The sequence below is a fragment of the Streptomyces sp. NPDC058371 genome (genome assembly GCF_042723265.1).
Classification (GTDB): Bacteria; Actinomycetota; Actinomycetes; order Streptomycetales; family Streptomycetaceae; genus Streptomyces.
The window spans coordinates 87,797-109,766 of sequence record NZ_JBHXJC010000014.1 but is presented as its reverse complement, the minus strand read 5'-3'; the positions used below and the strand labels follow the sequence as shown (position 1 = coordinate 109,766).

The 21,970-nt window shown below is 71.8% G+C and carries 19 protein-coding genes; 5 read left to right on the top strand and 14 right to left on the bottom strand.

The genetic code is table 11. The features are described 5' to 3' along the window. Positions 1 to 59: 59 nt before the first annotated feature. Both ACFWM2_RS31910 and ACFWM2_RS31905 read right to left on the bottom strand, forming a co-directional pair. Positions 60 to 1,706: a multicopper oxidase family protein gene (locus tag ACFWM2_RS31910; RefSeq protein ID WP_383287170.1), complete on the bottom strand. Its 1,647-nt coding sequence runs from the start codon at positions 1,704 to 1,706 to the stop codon at positions 60 to 62. A gap of 314 nt (positions 1,707 to 2,020) precedes the next feature. Further along, positions 2,021 to 2,587 (bottom strand): hypothetical protein, encoded by a 567-nt coding sequence (locus ACFWM2_RS31905; protein WP_383287168.1) that lies wholly within the window; start codon positions 2,585 to 2,587, stop codon positions 2,021 to 2,023. A gap of 69 nt (positions 2,588 to 2,656) precedes the next feature. On the opposite strand from ACFWM2_RS31905, the gene ACFWM2_RS31900 reads away from it, so the two are divergent. Beyond that, positions 2,657 to 3,388 (top strand): DUF998 domain-containing protein, encoded by a 732-nt coding sequence (locus ACFWM2_RS31900; RefSeq protein WP_383287166.1) that lies wholly within the window; start codon positions 2,657 to 2,659, stop codon positions 3,386 to 3,388. After that, positions 3,385 to 4,494 (top strand): alpha/beta fold hydrolase, encoded by a 1,110-nt coding sequence (locus tag ACFWM2_RS31895; protein ID WP_383287164.1) that lies wholly within the window; start codon positions 3,385 to 3,387, stop codon positions 4,492 to 4,494. Before ACFWM2_RS31900 ends, ACFWM2_RS31895 begins: the two co-directional genes overlap by 4 nt. A gap of 21 nt (positions 4,495 to 4,515) precedes the next feature. On the opposite strand, the gene ACFWM2_RS31890 is transcribed toward ACFWM2_RS31895, so the two are convergent. The 3 genes from ACFWM2_RS31890 to ACFWM2_RS31880 all read right to left on the bottom strand — a co-directional run bounded on the left by ACFWM2_RS31890 (position 4,516) and on the right by ACFWM2_RS31880 (position 8,097). After that, positions 4,516 to 6,456, bottom strand: coding sequence for a protease pro-enzyme activation domain-containing protein (locus tag ACFWM2_RS31890; RefSeq protein WP_383287162.1), 1,941 nt, complete (start codon positions 6,454 to 6,456; stop codon positions 4,516 to 4,518). Between the two features lie 346 nt (positions 6,457 to 6,802). Continuing rightward, positions 6,803 to 7,426 (bottom strand): DUF305 domain-containing protein, encoded by a 624-nt coding sequence (locus tag ACFWM2_RS31885; RefSeq protein WP_383287160.1) that lies wholly within the window; start codon positions 7,424 to 7,426, stop codon positions 6,803 to 6,805. Positions 7,427 to 7,431: 5 nt separating this feature from the next. Further along, entirely contained in the window at positions 7,432 to 8,097 is a 666-nt protein-coding gene (locus ACFWM2_RS31880) for a DUF3105 domain-containing protein (protein WP_383287158.1), read from the bottom strand. 353 nt (positions 8,098 to 8,450) lie between these two features. Between ACFWM2_RS31880 and glnA the strand changes: the two genes are divergently transcribed. Continuing rightward, on the top strand, positions 8,451 to 9,812 hold the full coding sequence (gene glnA, locus ACFWM2_RS31875) for a type I glutamate--ammonia ligase (RefSeq protein WP_383287156.1): 1,362 nt from the start codon (positions 8,451 to 8,453) through the stop codon (positions 9,810 to 9,812). Between the two features lie 85 nt (positions 9,813 to 9,897). On the opposite strand, the gene ACFWM2_RS31870 is transcribed toward glnA, so the two are convergent. The 6 genes from ACFWM2_RS31870 to ACFWM2_RS31845 all read right to left on the bottom strand — a co-directional run bounded on the left by ACFWM2_RS31870 (position 9,898) and on the right by ACFWM2_RS31845 (position 14,443). Continuing rightward, positions 9,898 to 10,083: a hypothetical protein gene (locus tag ACFWM2_RS31870; protein ID WP_383287442.1), complete on the bottom strand. Its 186-nt coding sequence runs from the start codon at positions 10,081 to 10,083 to the stop codon at positions 9,898 to 9,900. Further along, positions 10,080 to 10,592: a DinB family protein gene (locus ACFWM2_RS31865; RefSeq protein WP_383287154.1), complete on the bottom strand. Its 513-nt coding sequence runs from the start codon at positions 10,590 to 10,592 to the stop codon at positions 10,080 to 10,082. Before ACFWM2_RS31865 ends, ACFWM2_RS31870 begins: the two co-directional genes overlap by 4 nt. Positions 10,593 to 10,667: 75 nt before the next feature. Further along, positions 10,668 to 11,690, bottom strand: a complete 1,023-nt coding sequence (locus ACFWM2_RS31860) for a TolB family protein (protein WP_383287152.1) — start codon at positions 11,688 to 11,690, stop codon at positions 10,668 to 10,670. Further along, the gene (locus ACFWM2_RS31855) at positions 11,687 to 13,006 is read right to left on the bottom strand and encodes an MFS transporter (RefSeq protein ID WP_383287150.1); all 1,320 of its coding nucleotides are present in this window, start codon (positions 13,004 to 13,006) and stop codon (positions 11,687 to 11,689) included. Before ACFWM2_RS31855 ends, ACFWM2_RS31860 begins: the two co-directional genes overlap by 4 nt. Before the next feature lies 1 nt (position 13,007). Next, positions 13,008 to 13,895, bottom strand: coding sequence for an alkaline phosphatase family protein (locus tag ACFWM2_RS31850; protein WP_383287148.1), 888 nt, complete (start codon positions 13,893 to 13,895; stop codon positions 13,008 to 13,010). A gap of 107 nt (positions 13,896 to 14,002) precedes the next feature. Beyond that, positions 14,003 to 14,443 (bottom strand): VOC family protein, encoded by a 441-nt coding sequence (locus ACFWM2_RS31845; protein WP_383287428.1) that lies wholly within the window; start codon positions 14,441 to 14,443, stop codon positions 14,003 to 14,005. 550 nt (positions 14,444 to 14,993) lie between these two features. Between ACFWM2_RS31845 and ACFWM2_RS31840 the strand changes: the two genes are divergently transcribed. After that, positions 14,994 to 17,990, top strand: coding sequence for a bifunctional [glutamine synthetase] adenylyltransferase/[glutamine synthetase]-adenylyl-L-tyrosine phosphorylase (locus ACFWM2_RS31840; RefSeq protein WP_383287146.1), 2,997 nt, complete (start codon positions 14,994 to 14,996; stop codon positions 17,988 to 17,990). Here the strand turns inward: ACFWM2_RS31840 and ACFWM2_RS31835 are convergent. Next, the gene (locus ACFWM2_RS31835) at positions 17,978 to 18,904 is read right to left on the bottom strand and encodes a DMT family transporter (RefSeq protein WP_383287144.1); all 927 of its coding nucleotides are present in this window, start codon (positions 18,902 to 18,904) and stop codon (positions 17,978 to 17,980) included. The genes ACFWM2_RS31840 and ACFWM2_RS31835 overlap by 13 nt on opposite strands. Positions 18,905 to 18,975: 71 nt before the next feature. Here ACFWM2_RS31835 and ACFWM2_RS31830 point away from each other — a divergent pair, with 71 nt between their 5' ends. After that, positions 18,976 to 19,872 (top strand): LysR family transcriptional regulator, encoded by an 897-nt coding sequence (locus ACFWM2_RS31830; RefSeq protein ID WP_383287142.1) that lies wholly within the window; start codon positions 18,976 to 18,978, stop codon positions 19,870 to 19,872. Positions 19,873 to 19,905: 33 nt separating this feature from the next. On the opposite strand, the gene ACFWM2_RS31825 is transcribed toward ACFWM2_RS31830, so the two are convergent. After that, the gene (locus ACFWM2_RS31825) at positions 19,906 to 20,775 is read right to left on the bottom strand and encodes a phosphatase PAP2 family protein (RefSeq protein WP_383287140.1); all 870 of its coding nucleotides are present in this window, start codon (positions 20,773 to 20,775) and stop codon (positions 19,906 to 19,908) included. A 108-nt stretch (positions 20,776 to 20,883) separates the two neighbouring features. Continuing rightward, on the bottom strand, positions 20,884 to 21,918 hold the full coding sequence (locus tag ACFWM2_RS31820; protein ID WP_383287138.1) for a LacI family DNA-binding transcriptional regulator: 1,035 nt from the start codon (positions 21,916 to 21,918) through the stop codon (positions 20,884 to 20,886). Between the last annotated feature and the right edge of the window lie 52 nt (positions 21,919 to 21,970).

Genomic DNA, 21,970 nt, shown 5'->3' with positions numbered 1-21,970 from the left:
CGGCCCCTTACGGGCCCGAGCGGGCCGCTTCTTCCGTCCCCACCGGCGCCGTCACGCGCTCAACTCCGGTACCCGAGCACCGTCATCATCCCCGCCTCCGCGTGGTACACGTTGTGGCAGTGGATCATCCACAGCCCCGGATTGTCCGCGTCGAAATCCACCGTCAGCGTCCCGTTCGGCAGCACGAGGGCGGTGTCCTTGCGCGGACCGCCCGCGACGTTCGCCAGGGCGAAGGTGTGCCCGTGCAGATGAACGGGATGCCACATGCTCGTGGAGTTGGCGAACACCAGCCGCACCCGCTCCCCGGCCCGCACCGGATGGCGCTGGTCCGCGCGGTAGGGCTTCTTGTCGAAGGCCCAGTCGTACTTCTCCATCCCGCCGGTGAGCTGCAACGTCACCGTGCGGTCCGGCTTCTTCCGGGGAAGCGCCACGGACTCGTCCGCCGTCAGCTTGTCGGCCGTCAGCAGCCGCCCGTCGAGCTCCTTGGGCCGTACACCGGCGGAGGGCGCCGATCCGCCGCCGGTCCGGAGCAGCGCGAGGGCCGACGCCTTCTTGCCCTCGGCCAGGGCGGTCAGCGGGAAGACGCCGTCCTTGACCGTGACCAGCACGTCGTACCGCTCGCCCATGCCCAGCAGCAGGGCGTCCGTGGCGGCGTGCCGGACAGGGAAGCCGTCCGTGTGCGTCACCGTCATCTCGTGACCGCCGAGGGCCACCCGGAAGGCCGTGTCACTGCCCGCGTTCACCAACCGGATCCGGATCCGGTCCCCGGGGCGCGCGCGGAAGACCGAAGGATCCGTCGCCGTACGCCCGTTGACCAGGTAGTACGGGTAGGCGACGTCGCCCGCGTCGCCGCCCAGCAGGTCGCTGCTGGAGCCCATCAGCATCCGGGAGGGGCCGGCCGGGGGTGACTCCTGGCCCCGCAGTGACATGGAGGACATGTCGTGCCCGGAGTGCCCGCCGTCGGCGCCACCCGCCTCGCTGCCCCCGCTGTCGCCCATGTCCATGCCTCCGCCCATGCCCCCGCGCAACCCGTTGAGCACCGCGTCCGGCGTGGACCCGTCCACCCCGTCGACCCAGTCGTCGAGGACGACCACCCACTCCTTGTCGTACGACAAGGGCTCCTTGGGGTCCTCCACGATCAGCGGGGCGTAGAGCCCGCGGTCCTGCTGGGTGCCGGAGTGGGGATGGAACCAGTACGTCCCCGGATGCGGCACCGCGAAGCGGTAGGTGAAGTCCCCGCCCGGCCGGACGGCACGCTGGGTGAGGTCCGGCACGCCGTCCATGTCGTTGCGCAGCGCGAGGCCGTGCCAGTGCAGGGACGTGGGCTGCGGGAGGTGGTTGGCGAGGGTGAGCGCCAGGGTGTCGCCGGCCGTGACGCGGACCTCCTTGCCGGGCAGCTCGCCGCCGTACGCCCAGGACCTGACCGTACGACCGCCGAGGTCGAGGGAGGTCGCGGCAGCGGTGAGCCGCACCGCGCGGACCGGGCCGGAGCCGCGCTGCTTCTCGGCGGCGGCGACTTCCGGGCCGGCCGGGTCGACATACCCCTTCGGGGCGCTGCCGGAGCCGCTGCCGGTCCCACCGCTTCCTTCCTCTCCTCCGCTTCCTCCATGACCCGAGTGGCCGGAACCCGAGCAGGCGGCCAGAATTCCCGTCCCGGCGACGGCGATCGATGCACCGAGCACGGTGCGACGCGTGGAATTGCGCATGACTGAGTGACACCTCGTCGATTGGTGTGTGTACGACCAACTGGCGCGTCCGCTGCTTCTGGTACACCGCTCGACGCCCGGAGGTTCCCACCCCCGCGCGAGCAGCCCACGCAGCCGGGGCGCGGCCCTAGGGCCTGTCCGGCGGATCGGGCGGTAGGTCGCGGGGTGTGGCACGCACATCTGCGGCGTTGTCGTCGGTCGTCATGGCTCCGCCATGGCTCCCTCCTCCGCCTTGCAGCTGCACGCACCACACCCCGCTCAGCCCGGTTTCCGGGCACCGTGGGGACGGAACCGCAAGATCCACCGGACAGGCCCTAGATGCGCAGCACCGACAGACGGGCGAGGAGAGTTCGCGGTGGGGGAGGCGCGGGCCGCAGCGTGCGCAGGAGCCGCGCGAGCACCGGTGGACGGACGGCGTCCGCCCACGGGCGGCCGCTCCACGCCACCGCGAGCAGCAGGAGCAGGGTGAAGCCCCCGAGCACGGCCAGACAGACGGCCAGCGGGTCCATGCCCTGCATCGGTGGCATCCCGGGAGCCACGGTCTCGACATCGTCCATGACCCCGGTCCGATGTCCCGCACCCGAAGCCGGCGGCTTGGCGGGGTCCCCGGCGGCTGAGACACCCTGCTCGGCCCGATGTCCCGCACCCGAAGCCGGGCGCTCGGCCTGGCGTCCCGCTCCCGAAGCCATTCCCGCGGCGTGCGCGGTGTCGGCGGCGTACGAGACAGCGGCCGCCCCCCGCTCGCTGTCCGGGCCGTGCCCGGACGGGTGCCCCAGGGTGTGCATCGTCACGATCCCGAGGAGCAGCGCGGCGAACAGCAGCAGCCGCCCGTACGGCACGCGCGCGTGGAGCGCGTCACGTGGCCGGCCGGTCGTCGTCATCCCCGCACCTTACCCCCACCGGGTATCGACGACATGCGGGCGGTGGCCCCCGCGTCGATCATGGAGCCCATGACGACGCCGCCCCGCACCCTCCGTGACCGCCGCGCCGTCGCCCTGCTGGTCGCCGTCGGGATACTCGCGTACACCGCATGGGTCCTGGAGGCGGTGCTCTCCACCCGTCTCGCACCGGCGCGTACCTACGTCAGCGAACTGGCCGCGCAGGACCAGCCGTACGGCCTGCTGTTCCGCACGACCGACCTGGTTGCCGGGGTCCTCCTGTGGGCCGGCGGCCTGTGGGCGCTGCTGCGGCTGCCGGCCCGCGGCCGGTGGGGGACCGCGGGCTGGGGGGCGCTCGTGCTGTTCGGGACGGCCACCGCGGTGGACTCGCGGCTGCCGCTGAGCTGCGCGCCGACCGTCAACTCCCGCTGCGCGGAACGTGAGCACGCGGGCCTGGTCCCGGTGACCCACACGGCGCACGCGACCAGCAGCGCGGTCGCCGTCTGCGGAGTGCTGCTCGCCATGCTGACCCTCACGCACACGGCCCGCCGCGCCGCCCCCGGGTCGCTCCTGGCCCGCATCGGCCCCGCCCTGGTCGTCCTCGAACTGGCCGCCACCGTCTGGACCCTGGCCGCCGTCGCCGTACTGGACGAAGTGCACGGCGACTGGTCCCTCGGCATCGCCCAGCGCCTTCAGGTGGGGCTCATCGCCGTATGGCTGGGGGTGCTGGCGGTCTCGGTCGCCCGGGCCGGAGCGCCGGTGCCGGCCCGGGCCGGCGTCCGCACGGCGCAGGCGCCGCGATGACGTTCGTCCGCATCGACGGTGTGCCCCACCACGTGCGGGTGGACGGCAGCGGGCCGGTCTGCGTCCTGAGCCCCGGCCTCGGGATGTGCTGGTTCGACTGGGACCTCGTCGTGCCGTTGCTCGCCCCGCACCGCACGGTCGTGCGCTTCGACCGGCCCGGGCTCGGACTCAGCGGCCCCCCGCGCGCGTGGCCCACGCTGGACGGGGAGGCGCGGCGCATCGCGCACGTCCTGGACGCGCTCGGCTTCGGCGGCCCGGTGACCGTGGCGGGACACTCGCTGGCGGGCTTCCATGCCGAGGCCTTCGCGCGGCTCTTCCCCACCCGTACGGCCGGGCTCGTCCTCCTCGACGCCGGCGTGGAGGAGGAACCGCGTCCTCGTAGGGCACGGTCGGCGCGGAACGCCGCCACGCGTGCGTGCGGCACGATCCTGAGCGCGGCGGGCATCCCGTACGCCCTCGGCCCCCTCCTGCGCCGCGCCGCCGTACGTGCCGGCCGCACCCCGAGCGCCCCCGCCCCGCCCCCTCCCGCACACCGGCCCCCGGAGGACCACGACCGCCCCAGCACCACCCGCCGACCTCCGGGTGACGGCGACGGCCCCGACCTCACGCATCGGCCCCCGGAGGATCGAGACCGGCTCCGTTTCACCGGCCGACCCCCCGGCGACGGCGACGGACCCGACGGCCTCACCCACCGGCCCCCGGAGGGCCGCCCCCGCCCCCGCCGTACCCCCGGCGACCCGGCCCCGTACGCCCTGGTGCGCCGCACCTACGGCACGAGTCGTTCGCTGCGTGCCGTCCTCGCCGAGAACGCCACCTACGCCGACGAGGCCGTCGAACTGGCCGCGCTGCGCAGGGACTTCCCGCTTCCGGACGTCCCGGTCGCGGTCCTCGCGGCCGGCTCGCCGCGGTGGCTGGGGCGGCAGCGGGCGCTGGCCGCGTACCTGGGCGCCGCCTTCCGTGTGGTCGCGCCCTCCGGTCACCTCGTGATGCTCGACCGCCCCGAGGACGTCGCGGACGCGCTGCTCTCCAGCGGCGCCACGGAAGACGCGACCGGCGAGGGGCGGACGCACGTGCGCCCGCCCTTCGACGAAGGGCGGGCGCAGTGATGACGCGGTGATGCGTGACCGTCAGTGGCGGCGGTACGAGGAGATGTAACCGGCGGCGGGCGAGCCCACTCCGGTGACGTCGTCGTAGCCCTTCACGGCCTTCAGCGAGCTGTCCTTGCCGAGGCTGCGGACGGAGGTCAGCAGACCGTCCGTCGCGTCGATGCCGTTGGCGAAGTCAATGCGCGCCACGGCGAGTTCGGAGCCCGTCGGGGTGTCCGTCACGTCGTGGTACACCTTCGAGCCGTACTTCGCGTAGATCGACGGGTTGGCGAAGCCGATCGGCTTGCCGCCGCGCGCCTCCTGGGCCAGGGCCTGGACACCCGCGATCACCGGCGCGGCGAGCGAGGTGCCGCCGATCCGGTACTCGTCGTACTTCTGCGACCCGTCCGGGAAGGTCTGCGTCTGGCCGACCTTGAAACCGGTGTTGGGGTCGGCGATCGCCGCGATGTCCGGGACGACACGGTTGCCGGCGGCGCTGTTGGCCGTGGCGAGCGCGTCCGGGACGACACCCTTCTGGTAGAAGGGCTCCGCCACGGTCTTGCTGGTGCCGCCGCCCGCGCCCGAGGTGTACGCGCCCGGGAAGTCCGTCCAGCTCTTGCCGTCCGCGGACAGCGACGCCTTCTCGGTGCCCCAGCCGGTCTCGAACTGGTACTTGTCGTTCTTGCCGACCGCCAGCGAGGTACCGCCGACCGCCGTCACCCAGGCCGAGTTGGCCGGGGTGTCGACCTGCTTCGTACCGGTGTTGGCGACCTCGTCGCCGTTGTCGCCGGAGGAGAAGTAGAAGCCGATGCCCTCGACCGCGCCGAACTGGAAGACCTGGTCGTAGGCGGCCGCGAGGTCCGGGGTCTGGTTGGCCTCGATGTCGCCCCACGAGTTGGAGACGATGTCCGCGAGGTGCCCGTCGACGATCTTGCCGAGCGTGTCGAGGAAATCGTCGTCGTAGCAGGAGGCGGCACCCACGTACGTGATGTTCGCCGCGGGCGCGACCGCGTGCACGGCCTCGACGTCGAGGGTCTCCTCGCCGTACCAGCCGGCGGCCCCGCACTCCTCGGTCTTCGTGTACTCCGCGGGCAGCACCTGACGCAGCTGGCCGCTGCTGTACTTGGCGTCACCGTGCTTCTTCGCGTAGGTGGCCGCGTCGTAGGCGATGGTCGGCGAGGCGTACGCGTCGGTGATGGCGACCCGCACCCCCTTGCCGGTGCCCTTGCCCGCACCGTAGGCGGCGCGCAGCTGCTTGCCCGTGTAGCCCTTGACCGCATACGGGATCTTCTTGCCGTACGCGGACGGCAGGGAGCTCGCGGTCTTGGAGCCGTAGTACGAGGAGAACGGCCCGGAGTTGCGGAACACCGCGTCCGGCGGCGGCAGTTGATCCTGGTGCGACGCCTTGTGCGGGGCGCTGTCCAGGCCGGTGACGGTCAGGACGGCACCGTCCAGGGCGGCCGGCGCGGAAGCCGTCTTCGACGGCGCCCGGTAGGTCTTCTTGCCCTTGGTGTAGTTGTGCAGCTGCGTGCCGAACGCCTTCTCGGCGGCGGCCACATCACCCGTCACGGAGACGTAGTGCTGCGTGGTGCCGGTGACCTTCAGGCCCGCCGACTTCAGCCACGAGGTGACCGCGGCTACCTGCGCCTTGGTCGCGCCGAAACGCTGCTGCGTCTGCTTGGCGCTGAGGTACTTCCCGTACGAGGCCGAGTCCGGGTCGGACACGGCCTTGGCGTACGCGGCCAGACCGGAGGCGTCCCGGCCGGCGAGGTAGACCCGGGCGGAGACCTGGGAGCTGTCGGACGTGGCCCCCTTGTCCGCCGTGGCCGTCGCCCACGCGGGCTTGGTGCCCGTGAGGGTGTCGCGGCCCGGGCCGTCCGCGGCATGGGCCGCGGGTATGCCGAGCGCCAGCGCGCCGGCGAGGAGCGGCAGTGTTGCTGCCAGGCTCACTCCGGCGCGCGCGGTGGCGCGGTTGGATCTCATAGAACCCCCTGCGATGCGATTCTTCGCATGTAGTGGTCGGTCCGTGATCCGCGTAGACCCCGTGCGATGTCCGGGCACGGGGAGTGGATCACGCTGGGGTCACTCTCGCGATGAACCGTTCATGCCAGGGGAATGAAAAGGCCAAGGAAACCTCAAGTGGGTCTGATTGGCCGCCCTTTGGGCCGGTATGGAGGCAATCCCCGGCGCAGGTCATAGGGATATCCCTCGGTCTGCGGTGCGAGGGTTCCCTTTTCGCGGCCGGGGGGTGCGAGGGTTCCTTTTTCCCGGCCGGGGGGTGCTGCGGTTCCTTTTTCCCGTCCGGGGGTGCGTCGCAGCCCCGGACGGGTCAGTCCAGCGCCTTCGCGCCCCGCTCCTTGAGCAGGCCCGCCATGAGGTCGATCTCCGACTGCTGGGAGTCCACCATGCCCTGCGCGAGCCGGCGCTCCACGCCGACCTTGCACTTCTCGGCACAGCCCTCGGCCATGTGGATTCCGCCCTGGTGGTGGGCCGTCATCAGCTGCAGATAGAGGACTTCGGCCGGCTTGCCGCTGAGCGTGTTCAGCTTCTTCAGCTGCGTGTCGGTCGCCATGCCCGGCATCAGCGCGCCGTCCTTGCCGGACGCCATGCCGCCCATGTCCATCCACGTCATGGGCGGGTCCGCCGACACCTTCGGCAGCTCCCACAGATCGAGCCAGCCCAGCAGCATGCCGCGCTGGTTGGCCTGCGTCTGCGCGATGTCGTACGCGAGCCGCCGTACCTCTTCGTCCTTCGTGCGGTCGCGCACGATGTACGACATCTCGACGGCCTGCTGGTGGTGGACCGACATGTCCCGCGCGAAGCCCGCGTCCGCCGAGTCGGCGGTGGGCGTGCGCGTGCCCGAGTCACCGCCGTCGGCGACCGCGTACGTGATCGCGCCGGCCGCCACGAGCGCCGCCGCGGCCGTCCCGGCGATCCAGCCCGTCTGGCGCATCCGGCTCACTGCGACAGACCGTTGGTGCAGGCGGCGCCCGGCTCCGGCGTCTGCTTGCCCTGGACGTACGACGCGAAGAAGGCGTCGACGTCCGGGTCGCTCGCGCTCTTCACCGTGCGCTGCTTGCCCCAGGCGCTGAGCATGATCGGGTCCTTCTGGTCCGCGACGGGGCTCATCAGCGTGTACGGGGTCTTCTTGACCTTCGCCGCGAGCGCCTTGACGTCGGCGTCCGACGCCTTGCTGTTGTACGTCACCCAGACCGCGCCGTGCTCCAGCGAGTGCACGGCGTTCATGTTGTTGACCGACTTCGTGTAGACGTCGCCGTTGCAGTTCATCCAGACCTGGTTGTGGTCACCGCCGACCGGGGGCTCCATCGGGTACTTCACGGTCTTGGTGACATGGGTGCGGCCCAGCGTGCCCTTCCAGGTCTTCACGCCGTCCTTGCCGGTGACGAAGTGGCCCGCCGAGCCCTTCGAGTCGCTCGCCGAGCTGTCCTTGTCCGACTGCGAGGTGACGATGTAGGCCCCGCCGGCCACCAGACCCGCGACGACCACCACGCTCGCGGTGATCGTGAGGATCCGGTTGCGGCGCTCGCGGGAACGCTCGGCGCGGCGCAGCTCCTCTATACGCGCCTTGCGCGAGGCATTGCTGGTGTTCTTGGCGGCACCCATGGCGAGTCCTTCATCAGGTGGGACGGGCGGGACGGTCGGGTCCGCTGATCGTAGTGGGAACGGGGGCGGGGTATGCAGGGAGGCCACAGGAATGTCCGAAGGCGGCCGGGCACGGTTGTCACCGGGTCCGAGTCGACCCCGCTCCTCGGTATCGCCGGACCCGGGTGAGCAGGCACTATGGGCAGCAGAGCAGGACACCTGCCGTACGTGAGGCGTTCAGACCGTGGCCGCCCGGCCGATCATGGTCCGCAACGCGCACGAAATGGTGTTGTGGTGGGATGCTCAGGTGCCCCGACCGTCCCCGAGGCGTGGGAGCAGGCGGCCTGACCAGCAAGGATGGGTGGAAGCGGAAGATGGACAAGCAGCAGGAGTTCGTGCTCCGGACACTGGAGGAGCGGGACATCCGGTTCGTACGCCTGTGGTTCACGGACGTACTCGGCTTCCTCAAGTCGGTGGCCGTGGCCCCGGCCGAGCTGGAACAGGCCTTCGACGAGGGCATCGGGTTCGACGGCTCGGCCATCGAGGGCTTCGCCCGGGTGTACGAGTCCGACATGATCGCCAAGCCCGATCCGTCGACCTTCCAGGTCCTGCCGTGGCGTGCGGAGGCTCCCGGCACCGCCCGTATGTTCTGCGACATCCTCATGCCGGACGGGTCCCCTTCCTTCGCGGACCCGCGCTACGTCCTCAAGCGCGCCCTCGCCAAGACCTCGGACCTGGGCTTCACCTTCTACACCCACCCGGAGATCGAGTTCTTCCTGCTGAAGGACCGCCCGCTGGACGGCTCGCGGCCCACGCCCGCCGACAACTCCGGCTACTTCGACCACACCCCGCAGAACGTCGGCATGGACTTCCGCCGCCAGGCGATCACCATGCTGGAGTCGATGGGCATCTCGGTCGAGTTCTCCCACCACGAGGGCGCGCCCGGCCAGCAGGAGATCGACCTCCGCTACGCCGACGCGCTCTCCACGGCCGACAACATCATGACGTTCCGCCTGGTCATGAAGCAGGTGGCGCTGGAGCAGGGGGTCCAGGCGACCTTCATGCCGAAGCCGTTCTCGGAGCACCCGGGCTCCGGGATGCATACCCACCTCTCCCTCTTCGAGGGCGACCGCAACGCGTTCTACGAGTCCGGCTCGGAGTACCAGCTCTCCAAGGTCGGCCGCTCCTTCATCGCGGGCCTGCTGAAGCACGCCGCGGAGATCTCGGCCGTCACCAACCAGTGGGTCAACTCCTACAAGCGCATCTGGGGCGGCTCCGAGCGCACCGCGGGCGCCGGCGGCGAGGCCCCCTCGTACATCTGCTGGGGCCACAACAACCGCTCCGCCCTGGTCCGCGTCCCGATGTACAAGCCCGGCAAGACCGGCTCCGCGCGCGTGGAGGTCCGCTCCCTCGACTCGGGCGCGAACCCTTACCTGGCCTACGCCCTTCTTCTCGCCGCCGGCCTCAAGGGCATCGAAGAGGGCTACGAGCTGCCGCCCGGCGCCGACGACGACGTCTGGGCCCTCCGCGACGCCGAGCGCCGCGCGATGGGCATCGAGCCCCTGCCGCAGAACCTCGGCGAGGCGCTGACTCTCATGGAACGCAGCGAACTGGTCGCCGAGACCCTCGGCGAGCACGTCTTCGACTTCTTCCTGCGCAACAAGAAGTCGGAGTGGGAGGAGTACCGCAGCGAGGTCACGGCGTTCGAGCTGCGGAAGAACCTGCCGGTGCTGTAGGGGCAGGTCAGAGCTGTCACTTCCGTCTTCTGCGAGAGGGCCCGCGGTCGTCGACCGTGGGCCCTCTCGGCTGTGCGGCCACGGGTCACTTCGCCGACGGCGTCCCCGTGGCGGGGGAGGCCTCAGCAATTTCTGAGGCGGAGACGTCGATCTTGCAGCCCTCCGGCATCTTGAAGCTGACTTCAGGCTCGCCGTCCTCGGGTATGACCTCGGCGTCGGCGATCGCGTAGAGGTGCTCGACCAGGGCGAACGCGGCCTGATCTGGCGTCATACACCCGTGGTGCCGTCGATGCGTTCCCGGAGCAGGTCGGCGTGTCCGTTGTGGCGGGCGTACTCCTCGATCATGTGGACGTAGATCCAGCGGAGGTTGACGTCCTGCTCCATGAAGCGGCCCGTGTCGGTCAGAGCACGGTCGGCGCAGAGCTCGCGGGCGCGGGCGATCTCCGCGTGCCAGGTGGCGAGGGCGTCGTGCAGTGTGGCGTCCTCGGCCAGTTCGAAGCCGCCGTCGGACGCAGCCGGGTCGGCCTGCGGATCGTAGATGGGCAGGGCCTGTTCTCCCGCGAACACTCGGCGGAACCAGTTCCGCTCCACCTCCGCCATGTGCTGGACGAGGCCGGTCATTGTGAAGCCGGACGGCGGCACGGACGCGACGGCGGCCTGCTCATCGTCCAGGCCCTCGCACTTCATGGCGAGCGTGGCGCGGTGAAAGTCAAGCCAGCTTTCGAGCACGGTGCGCTCGTCGGTGTTCAGGGGCGGCAACGGGCGTTCGATGGCACTCATCGGTCGATTATCGTCAGCGGCCGAAGCCGTCGGCGGGCAGGGCCTCCGGCAGCGCGAACGTTGCCTGATGCGGCACTAGTTCACATACGCGGGAGACACGGCCGCGGTGCTGATGCGCCGCGGCTTTCCCGTGCCGTCGGACGGGACCGTGTAGAGGTCGGCGCCGTAGTCGCCGGGGAGGGCGTAGACCAGGGTGTGGTCGTCGCGCCAGACGGCCTGGTCGTCGACGCTGCGGGGCTCGGCGAGCGGGGTCTCCCGCAGGGTGCGCAGGTCCAGGGTGTAGAGGCGCCAAGGGGCGTCCTTGGAGAGGCCCTTGACGCGTTTCTTGAAGGCGATGCGCGTGCCGTCGGGGGAGAGTGACGGGCATTCGACGTTCGAGCGCACGGTGGTGACCGTACGGGCCCGGAGGTCGCCCCGGACCAGATAGGTCGAGCCCTTCGTCGCCAGCGTCGCGTAGAAGGTGCGGTCGTCGTCCGCGAACGTGACGCCCCAGAAGTTCACGTCCGCCGCGCGGTACGTCCTGCCGTCCTTGACGATGCGGAACGCCTCCAGGGAAGAGGTCAGTTTCCCCGTGCGGGTGTCGACGATCGCCGCGCGGGTGGAGAAGTTCGTGCCCGCGTACGAGTCGCCGCCCACGAACGCCGTCCAGGCGGCGTACCGGCCGGTGGGGGAGACGCGGGCGCGGGACGGGATGCCGGGGACGTCGTAGCGGGCCGTCTCGCGCAGGTGCGCGTCGAGCAGGATCGCCCGGTAGGTGTCCTGGACGGCGCCGTGCACCGCCTGGAGGCAGACCCCGGTGCCCGAAGCCGCGTAGAAGCGCAGGCACTTGACCTTCGACGCGGTGCGCGGGCCCGACGGATCCGACGCCGGGACCGTCGTCAGCTCGTCCCGGTGCGGGCCCCACGCCATGTTCCGGAACACCAGACGGCCGGCGTCACCGGTCAGCGCGACCGGACCCGCGGTGATCGTCGGGCCGCCCGGCCGGGCCCGGTCGCGGCGGTCGGCGCGGGCCGAGGCGTGCAGCACGGAGGCGGTGGCGACGCCGGCCAGGACGACGAGGGCCGCGATCAGGACCAGGATGCGGGAGCGCAGGGTCATACGGTGCCCTCCGAGGGCGGTGCGGTCGGACAGAGACGGAGTGCGAACAGCGCGCAGCCGGCGAGCGCCACGGCCGACGCGGTCAGCGCCGTACGGTCGCCCCACGCCGTCCAGGCCGCCCCGAAGCCCAGCGAGCAGACGAACCGGGCCAGCGCCTGGCCCGTCTGCACCAGGGCCAGCCCCGACGAACGCAGCTCCGCGGGCACGCTGTCCGACGCGGCGGCCATCAGCACGCCGTCCGTCGCCGCGTAGAAGCCGCCGTGCAGGAGCAGGACCGCGTACGGCAGCGCGCTCCCGTGCCAGGAGGAGAGCAGCAGGACGTACGCCAGGAGCAGGGCGCCGTGGCCCGCGAGGAACACCTGCCGACGGCCGACCCGGTCCGCGAGCCGCCCCAGCGGGACGGCGAGGAGGAGGAACGCGGCCGCCGTGCCGACGGGGAGCAGGGCGAACCAGCGGTCCGGCACGCCGAGGCGCCGCTGGAGCAGCAGATAGACGAAGGAGTCGCTGACCGTCGCGAGGCCGAGAAGGAGGGCGCAGACGGTGATCCGGCGCAGGTCGCGCCGGTGCAGCAGGGCGAGAGCCGCGCGGAGGCTGGGCAGGGGCGTGCGGGGGGCTGCATCCCGGCTGGGGGAAGTGGCGCCCACCTTGCTCTGCCGGGGACCGGTCACCGCCCCGGGCACGAACAGCACCAGCACCAGGACACCCGCCACCGCCACGCAGAAGCTCACCATGAACACCGCGTCGTACCCGTCCACCGTCGCCCGGAGGATCAGGAACGCGACCAGCGGACCGATGAGCGCGCCCGCCGTGTCCATGGCCCGGTGCACACCGAAGGAGCGCCCCCGCGTCTCGGGCGTGCTCGACAGGGAGATCAGGGCGTCGCGCGGGGCCGTGCGCAGGCCCTTGCCGGTGCGGTCGGCGGCGAGGATCAGGCCGATGGGGGTGAGGGTCTGAGCCATCAGGAGCAGGGGCTTGCAGGCCGCCGACAGGCCGTAGCCGAAGCCCGCGACCCACTTGTGACGGCCGCCCCCGCGGTCGGCGAGGTGACCGCCGGCCAGCCGCACCAGCGCCGAGAACCCGTTGTAGATCCCGTCGAGGAGCCCGAAGCCCAGCGGCGACAGGCCGAGGCCCGCCACCAGGTACAGGGGCAGCACCGCCGTCACCATCTCCGAGGAGACGTCGGTGATCAGGCTGACCGTGCCGAGCGCCAGGACCGTCGGTGCGACCGCGGCACGGCGCCGCCCGGCTCGGGGCCGGGCGGCGCCGTCCGCGGACGCCGTCGCCGGGGAGCCGGCTCGGCTGTCCGCCACGTACACCTCAGGACGTCCAGATGCCGGTGATGTCCTTGGCGGAGGCGGCGTTCCCCGCGTGCGGGAGGCCGTGCATGTCCTCCAGGGTGCGCAGCAGGTCGTAGTGGTTGTAGGTGGTCGAGGACGAGGAGCCCGCGGTCACCTGCTGGCCGTACAGCACCGTCGGGATCCGGTTGCCGCTGAGCCGGTTGTCCTCGTCGAAGGTGACGACGAGGAGACTGTTGTGGGTCTTGGCCCAGGTCGCGTACGCACCCAGCTTGTTCTTCAGCCAGGTGTCACCGGTGGACACCGAGCAGTCGTGCATGTCGCTGCACAGGTTCGGCACGGCGAAGGAGACCTGCGGAAGCGTCGCGTAGTCCGTGGGGAACTGCGTGAAGGTCCTGGCGCTGGACGTCGGTACGTTGCTGAAGCCGAACCACGGGTTGTGCTTGCGGGCGTAGTCGCCGCTGCTGCACGTCGTGGAGCCCTGGCTGGGCAGCGTCTCGTTGTAGCTCGCCCAGGACTTGCCCGCCGCGATCAGCTCGGAGGCGAGGTTCGGGGCGGAGGAGAAGCCGGGCGTGTAGCAGCTGTCGTCGGTGATGCCCTGGGTGGAGCCGGAGAACAGGGCGAAGTAGTTGGGCTGGCTCGGGTGCGTCTCGGCGTACGACTGGGAGAGGCTGGCGCCTCCGGTCTTCAGCGAGTTGATGTACGGGGCGCTGGAGGAGCCGATCACCTGGCTGTAGGCGTGGTTCTCGAAGACCACGACGACGACGTGGTCCGGGGTCGGGACCGCGGCCGCGGCTCGCGCCGGGGACGAGCCGCCGAACCCGGTCCACAGTCCGGCCGCCGCGGCGGCGAAGGCCAGGGCGGATGCCACCAGGGCACGACTGCGGTGGTACACGTTTCTGCCGGACACTGCGGACCTCCGGAGTGGGGGGACGAGGACGGGTGCGGACAGAGCATGCACACGCCAACATTCCCGCGCGGCACATCCCTCAACCCGAGGGATGAAAAGCCGGTGAACTACTGTTGCCGGCCCGCCAGTTCACTGAGCAGCAGGTGCAGCGGCTTGGTGTCCCGCTGCCGGTACTCCTGGATCGCCCAGCCGTTCCCGTCCGGGTCCTTGAAGTACATGAACGTGGCGCCGTCCTGCGGCGAGAACACCTGCGGCTCGCTGACGTCGAGACCGCGGGCCGTCAGCTCCTCGTACGCCGCCTTGGCGTCCGCGACGACCAGTTGCAGTCCGTGGTACGTCCCCGGCCGCGGCGTCCCCGTCGGGATCTCCAGCCCGTCGACGAGCGCGATGGAACACCCGGATCCGGGCGGCGTCAGCTGCACGATCCGCACCCCCGGCATCACCTCGCCGTCCAGGTCGACGTGGAAGCCGACCCTGTCCTCGTAGAACTCCTTGGCCCGGTCCACGTCGGAGACCGGCAGCACGATCACTTCGAGGGTCATGTCCACGGGGTGCGTCCCTTCGTCGTACGTCGGTGGCACGTAGGTCATGCGTCGGCCGGCGGCCGGTCCCGCGTCGGGCGAACCGCCACCGCGTCCGGCCGAACGGCTCCCCTTACCGAAGCCGAACGCGGCCCGCGGCGCCACCGCATACGCGAAAGAGGGCCCACCGCATATGCGGAAGGGGGCCCGCCGCCCGCCTCGAACGCCCCGTCGTCCCGGACCTCGAAGCTCCCCCACTCGCGGCATCGCTGAGCGGGTACCCCTGCCGTCGACAGCCAGGAGAGCCAGGGCCAGGGCCAGGGCCGGGGTCAGGGCAAAGGCAAGGGCAAGCGCCGGTGGCCAGGAGGCCGGGGTCGCCGTAGCGCTCGTCGAGGCCCGTCTGCGGGTGGGTGCCGGACATGGAACTCCTCCTGATACGACATGGTCCCCGCGGAAGGCGGACCTCGCACACCGGCGTGACTCACCGGTTCCGGTCGCGGCCGCCCGCCCCGGCGCTCACCGGGTCTCTGCGGTTAGGCTCGGGCTCGTACGACCTTGATCCGACGGGAGGCCGAGGATGACGGCGCCGGGGCGCAGGAGCAGTACCTTCACGCGGCTGCTGCGGCACGGTTTCACCGATCCGTCCGCCGCCGAGCGACTGCTGGACAGCGCCGAGCTGGGCCCCGTACGGGACGATCCGGTGCTGCTCGACGCCCTGGGCGCCACCGCCGACCCGGATCTGGCGCTGCTCGGGCTGGTACGGCTCGTCGAGGCGCAGGACGGGCACACGGCGCAGCGGGAGCTGCTGGACACGCTGATCGCGGCGAAGCCGCTGCGGGACCGGCTGCTCGGCGTGCTCGGCGCCTCCACCGCGCTCGCCGACCACCTCGCCCGCCACCCGCGGGACTGGCAGGCGCTCGTGACGTACGAGCCGCAGGACCTCCATCCCGGGGTGGAGGAGTTCGAGCGCGGTCTCGCGGAGGCGACCGACCCCGTCGCGCTGCGGGTCGCCTACCGACGGTGTCTGCTGTCCATCGCCGCCCGTGACGTGTGCGGCACCACGGACGTGGCCGAGACCGCCGCCGAGCTCGCCGACCTCGCGACGGCGACCCTGCGCGCCGCGCTCGCCGTGGCCCATGCGGCCGCTCCCGACGACGCCGCACTGTGCCGCCTCGCGGTCATCGCGATGGGCAAGTGCGGTGGCCACGAGCTCAATTACGTGTCCGACGTCGACGTGATCTTCGTGGGCGAGGCCGTGGAGGGAGCCGACGAGGGCAAGGCGATCCAGGCCGCGAGCCGGCTCGCCGCGCACATGATGCGGATCTGCTCCGAGACGACCGTCGAGGGCAGCATCTGGCCCGTCGACGCCAATCTGCGGCCGGAGGGGCGCAACGGCCCCCTCGTCCGCACGCTGAGCAGCCATCTCGCCTACTACCAGCGGTGGGCCAAGACCTGGGAGTTCCAGGCGCTGCTCAAGGCCCGGCCGGTGGCCGGCGACCTCGGACTCGGCGAGGAGTACGTCGCCACCCTCGCCCCCCTCGTCTGGCACGCCGCCGAGCGCGAGAACTTCGTGCCCGACGTGCAGAAGATGCGCCGCAGAGTCGTGGAGAACATCCCCGCCACCGAGATCGAGCGCGAGCTCAAGCTCGGACCCGGCGGTCTGCGCGATGTCGAATTCGCCGTACAGCTCCTGCAGTTGGTGCACGGCAGGGCCGATACCTCGCTGCGCAGCGGGACCACCCTCGACGCGCTGAAGGCGCTGGCGGCGGGCGGATACGTGGGACGCGTCGACGCGGTGCAGCTCGACGAGGCGTACCGCTTCCTGCGGTCCATGGAGCACCGCATACAGCTCTACCGGCTGCGCCGCACCCACCTGGTGCCCGAGGACGATGCCGATCTGCGGCGCATCGGGCGCTCGCTCGGGCTGCGCACCGACCCGGTGACCGAGCTGAACCGCGAATGGAAGCGGCACGCCTCCGTCGTACGGCGGCTGCACGAGAAGCTCTTCTACCGGCCGCTGCTCGACGCCGTCGCCCAACTCGCCCCCGGCGAGACCCGGTTGAGCCCCGGAGCGGCACGGGAGCGGCTGGTCGCGCTCGGGTACGCCGATCCCGCCGCGGCGCTGCGCCATCTGGAGGCGCTGGCCTCCGGGGTCACCCGCAAGGCGGCGATCCAGCGGACCCTGCTGCCCGTGCTGCTGGGCTGGTTCGCCGACTCCGCGGAACCGGACGCCGGGCTGCTCAACTTCCGCAAGGTGTCGGACGCGTTGGGCAAGACCCCCTGGTATCTGCGGCTGTTGCGGGACGAGGGGGCCGCCGCCGAGAACCTGGCACGCGTGCTGTCCGCCGGCCGGCTCGCGCCCGATCTGCTGATGCGCGCCCCGGAAGCGGTGGCGCTGCTGGGCGACGGGGTCGGCGGCGGCCTCGAACCGCGCTCCCACGCCCACCTGGAGCAGGAGATCCTCGCCGCGGTCGGCCGGGCCGCCAACGGCGAGCAGGCGGTCACCGCCGCCCGCGGGGTGCGCCGACGCGAGCTGTTCCGCACCGCCGCCGCCGACATCGTCGCCTCCTACGGCACCGAGGAGACCCCGGTCGTGGCCGACCAGGGCGCGCTTGTGGACCGGGTCGGCGGCGCGATCTCGGACCTCACCGCCGCAACCCTCGCGGGCACCCTGCGGGCCGTGGTGCGCGACGGGTGGGGGGAGACGCTGCCCACCCGGTTCGCCGTGATCGGGATGGGCCGTTTCGGGGGACACGAACTGGGTTACGGCTCCGACGCGGACGTGCTGTTCGTGCACGAGCCGCGGGAGGGTGTCGCCGAACAGGAGGCCTCGCGCGCCGCGAACGCCGTGGTCTCCGAGATGCGGCGGCTGCTGCAGATCCCCAGCGCGGACCCGCCGCTGCTCATCGACGCGGACCTGCGTCCCGAGGGCAAGTCCGGGCCGCTGGTACGGACGTTGAACTCGTACACGGCCTACTACCGCCGCTGGTCCCTGGTCTGGGAGTCGCAGGCCCTGCTGCGAGCCGAACACGTCGCAGGCGACGAGGACTTGGGGCGCCGTTTCATCGAACTGGTCGATCCGCTGCGGTATCCGGCGGAGGGGCTCGGGGACGACGCCGTGCGGGAGATCCGCCGCCTCAAGGCCCGGATGGAGACCGAGCGGATGCCGCGCGGCGCCGACCCGACCCTCCACACCAAGCTGGGCCGTGGCGGACTGTCCGACGTGGAGTGGACCGTCCAGCTGCTGCAGCTCCAGCACGGGTGGGCCGAGCCGGGGCTGCGGACGACCCGCACACGCGGCGCGCTCGCGGCGGCCTGCGCCGCGGGGCTGCTGTCCGCGGAGGACGCGGAGACCCTGGACGAGGCGTGGGTGCTCGCCACCCGGGTCCGCAACGCGGTGATGCTGGTACGCGGCCGGGCGGGGGACACGTTCCCCTCCGACGGACGTGAACTGGCCGCCGTAGGAAGGTACTTGGGGTACGGGGCCGGCCACGTCGGGGACATGCTGGACGCGTACCGGCGGACCACGCGGCGGGCCCGGGCGGTGGCGGAGGAACTGTTCTACGGGGCGTGAGCCTCCTGCGCGGCACCGGCCCGCAACCGGTCCGCCGTGGCGGGCGTGCGTGTGCGGGTCAGGGCCACCCCGGCCAGGACCACCGCCATGCCCGCGACGACCCGCGGGCCGATCTCCTCGTGGAGCACCACCGCGCCCAGGGCGACCGAGACCACCGGGAGGAGATAGCCGACGGTGGCCGCGCTGGTGGGGCCCTCGTCGGCGATCAGACGGTAATTGAGGTAGAACGTGATGCCCGTGCCGAGGATGCCGAGGGCGGCCACCGCGAGGACGGCCGTCAGGTCGGCGCGCAGCGGGCCGGCGCCGGTGACGGGGAGGGCGAGGGTGGTCCAGGCCGTGGCGGTCAGGAGCTGGGCCGCCGAGACGGCCATCGGCGCACCCCGGTCCGTGAGATGGCGGCCCATGTAGGCGAAGGCCACGGCGTAGCTCATCGCGGCGGCCAGCAGCGCCACGGCACCCCAGCTCAGCAGCCCCGAGCGCTGCCAGGGCGCGAAGATCAGCAGCGTCCCCGCGAAGCCGAGCAGCAGGCCGGTCAGGCGGCGCGGGGAGAGGCCGCGGTCCGTGCCCAGGAGGATGCCGATCAGCAGGGACCACAGGGGAGTTGTGGCGTTGAGGACGCCCGCCACGCCGGAGTCCACCGTCTGCTCGCCGACGGCGAAGAGGGCGAAGGGGACGGCGTTGCAGAAGAGGGCGGCCACCACGAGGTGGCCCCACGTGGCCCGTGAGCGGGGGAGCCGCGCGCCGCCTCCCCGGGCGAGGACCAGCAGGACGGCGGTGCCCAGCGCGCAGCGGGCGACCGCGATCTGGGCGGGCGACAGGCCGTGGTTCAGGGCCAGCTTGATCCAGAGGAAGCCGGAGCCCCAGAGCAGCGCGAGCAGGCCCATGCGGAGGGACGAGGCCAGGTGGGAAGGCATGCGCCCACGGTCCCGGACGGAACGTGTGAGGACAAGTGAAGAGTCCTGCATGCACTGTTAAGCTGTGCTGCATGCTTGATGTACGGCGCATGCAGGTCCTGCGGGCAGTGGTGAGCAGCGGTTCGGTGACCGCGGCGGCGGCCGACCTCGGTTACACGCCCTCCGCCGTCAGCCAGCAGATCACCGCACTGGAGAAACAGGCCGGTACGGCGCTGCTGGAGCGGGTCGGCCGGGGTGTGCGGCCCACGGCGGCCGGGCTGCTGGTCGCCGAGTACGCGGACGCCATCGGCCGGCAGGTCGCCGAGGCCGAGACCGCGCTGGCCGATCTGCGCGCCGGGCGCACCGGACGGCTCACGGTCCGCTACTTCACCACCGCGGGCGCTTCTCTGGTGGCACCGGCGGTGGCCCGGCTGCGGGCCGAACACCCGCGGGTGCGTGTCGAGTTGAAGCTGATCGACCCCGAGGATCCGCTGCCCGACGTGAAGGAGGGGCGGGCCGATCTGGCGCTGGTGGTGCGAGCGCCCGAGAGCACGGAACTCGAGGGGGTACGACTGGTGCATCTCCTTGACGATCCGTACCGCGCGGTGCTCCCCAAGGGGCACCGTCTCGCCCGGCGCCGGGTGCTCGACCTGGCCGAACTGGCCCAGGAGCCCTGGGTCGGCAGCGAGTGGCCGGGGCCGTGCCTGGACGCGCAGCTCGACGCATGCGCCGCGGCCGGGTTCCGGCCCGGCTTCGTGGTGGAGAGCGGCGACTACGTCACCGCGCAGGGGTTCGTCGCGGCCGGTCTCGGTGTCAGCCTCGTCCCGCGGCTGGGACTGGGCGCCCGCCACCCGGACGTGGTGATCCGCGAGGTGCGGGGCCCCGAGCCGGTACGCGCCATCTACGCCGCCGTACGCGAGACGGCTCCGTCCCAGCCCGCCCTGCGCACGCTGCTCGACGCGCTGCGGGACACCGCCCGCCAGGGGTGAGCCGTCGGCGCGGAGGCCGTGCGGCGTGCCCGGTCAGGGTTTGAGCGGCAGCAGCGGCCGGCCGCCGGTCCCCGGGACCCAGCGCGGCATGGCGTACGGCAGGGCGCCGTACCAGAGGCGGGCCACCGTGATGCCGAAGGCGAGGCAGATCATCCCGCCCACCGCGTCCAGCCAGAAGTGGTTGGCCGTGGCGACGATGACCAGCAGGGTGGCGGCCGGGTAGAGCAGGCCCAGGATGCGGGCCCAGGGAGCCGACGCCAGCGCGACGATGGTCAGGCCGCACCACAGGGACCAGCCGATGTGCATGGACGGCATCGCCGCGTACTGGTTCGACATGTGCTTCAGATCGCCGGACGCCATGGACCCCCACGTCTGGTGGACCAGGACCGTGTCCACGAACGAACCGCCGGTCATCAGCCGGGGCGGGGCGAGCGGGAAGAAGTAGTAACCGACCAGGGCGACGGCGGTCGTTGCGAACAGCGCCGTGCGCGCCGCCGCGTAACGGCCGGGGTGGCTGCGGAAGAGCCACACCAGCACACCCAGCGTCACCACGAAGTGCAGGGTCGCGTAGTAGTAGTTCATACCGACGATCAGCCATGTCACCGAGTTCACGGCGTGGTTGACCGCCTCCTCGACGGCGATCCCGAGGTGGTGCTCGGCCCGCCAGATCCAGTCGGTGTTGCGCAACGCCTGCGTCTTCTGCTCCGGCACCGCGTTGCGGATGAGTGAGTACGTCCAGTAACTCACGCCGATCAGCAGGATCTCGAACCAGAGACGGGGGCGGCGCGGGGTGCGCAGCCGGCGCAGCAGAGCCCGGTCCGTGCGGACGTTCGAGCTGCCCGGAACGGACTGTGGAGTGGCCTGCTCCCGGCCTTCCAGTGTCGTCACGGTCGTCTCACCCATAAGGACAGAGTCTGCCAGAAAAGCCCTACCCGACCGATCATCCCTTGGTCGGGTCCAGGTCGCATTTCCTACATCTCGTGGAGTCCTGGGAGCGGCGAATTCTCCCCCTCAGGGACGATTTCGGTCCCCAGGGGCCGAAGCCGTCGAACCGCGCACCACCAGTTCCGGCATGAACACGAACTCGCTGTGCGGCGCAGGGGTCCCGCCGATCTCCTCCAGCAGCGTGCGCACCGCGGCCTGGCCCATGGCGGGCACCGGCTTGCGGATCGTGGTCAGCGGCGGATCCGTGAAGGCGATGAGGGGCGAGTCGTCGAAGCCGACCACCGACACGTCCTTCGGCACGTCCAGACCGCGCTGCCGGGCTGCCCGTATCGCGCCGAGCGCCATCATGTCGCTGGCGCACACCACCGCGGTGCACCCCCGGTCCATCAGGGCGGTGGCGGCGGCCTGGCCGCCCTCCAGGGTGTACAGCGAGTGCTGGACGAGGCGCTCCTCGATGTCGTCGGAGCGCAGCCCCAACTGCTCCTGCAGCGCGCGCACGAACCCCTCGATCTTCCGCTGCACCGGCACGAAACGCTTCGGGCCGAGGGCGAGACCGATCCGGGTGTGGCCGAGCGAGACGAGGTGGGTGACCGCGAGGGTCATCGCCGCGCGGTCGTCGGGCGAGATGAACGGCGCCTGCACCTTCGGCGAGAAACCGTCGACGAGGACGAACGGCACGCCCTGGGCGCGCAACTGCTCGTAGCGCTGCATGTCGGCGGAGGTGTCGGCGTGCAGTCCGGAGACGAAGATGATGCCGGCGACGCCCCGGTCGACGAGCATCTCCGTCAGCTCGTCCTCGGTGGAGCCGCCGGGGGTCTGGGTGGCGAGGACCGGGGTGTATCCCTGTCGCGTCAGCGCCTGGCCGATGACCTGGGCGAGGGCCGGGAATATCGGGTTCTCCAGCTCCGGAGTTATCAGGCCCACCAGGCCCTCGCTGCGCTGCCGCAGCCGCACCGGGCGCTCGTAGCCGAGGACGTCGAGGGCGGCCAGAACGGACTGGCGCGTGGTCGCGGCGACGCCCGGCTTCCCGTTCAGGACGCGGCTGACAGTCGCCTCACTGACCCCTGCCTGGGCTGCGATGTCGGCAAGCCGTGTGGTCACAGGAGGGGACTGTACCGGCCGGTTTGCGCGTTGCCCACCGACCGGGCGCCTC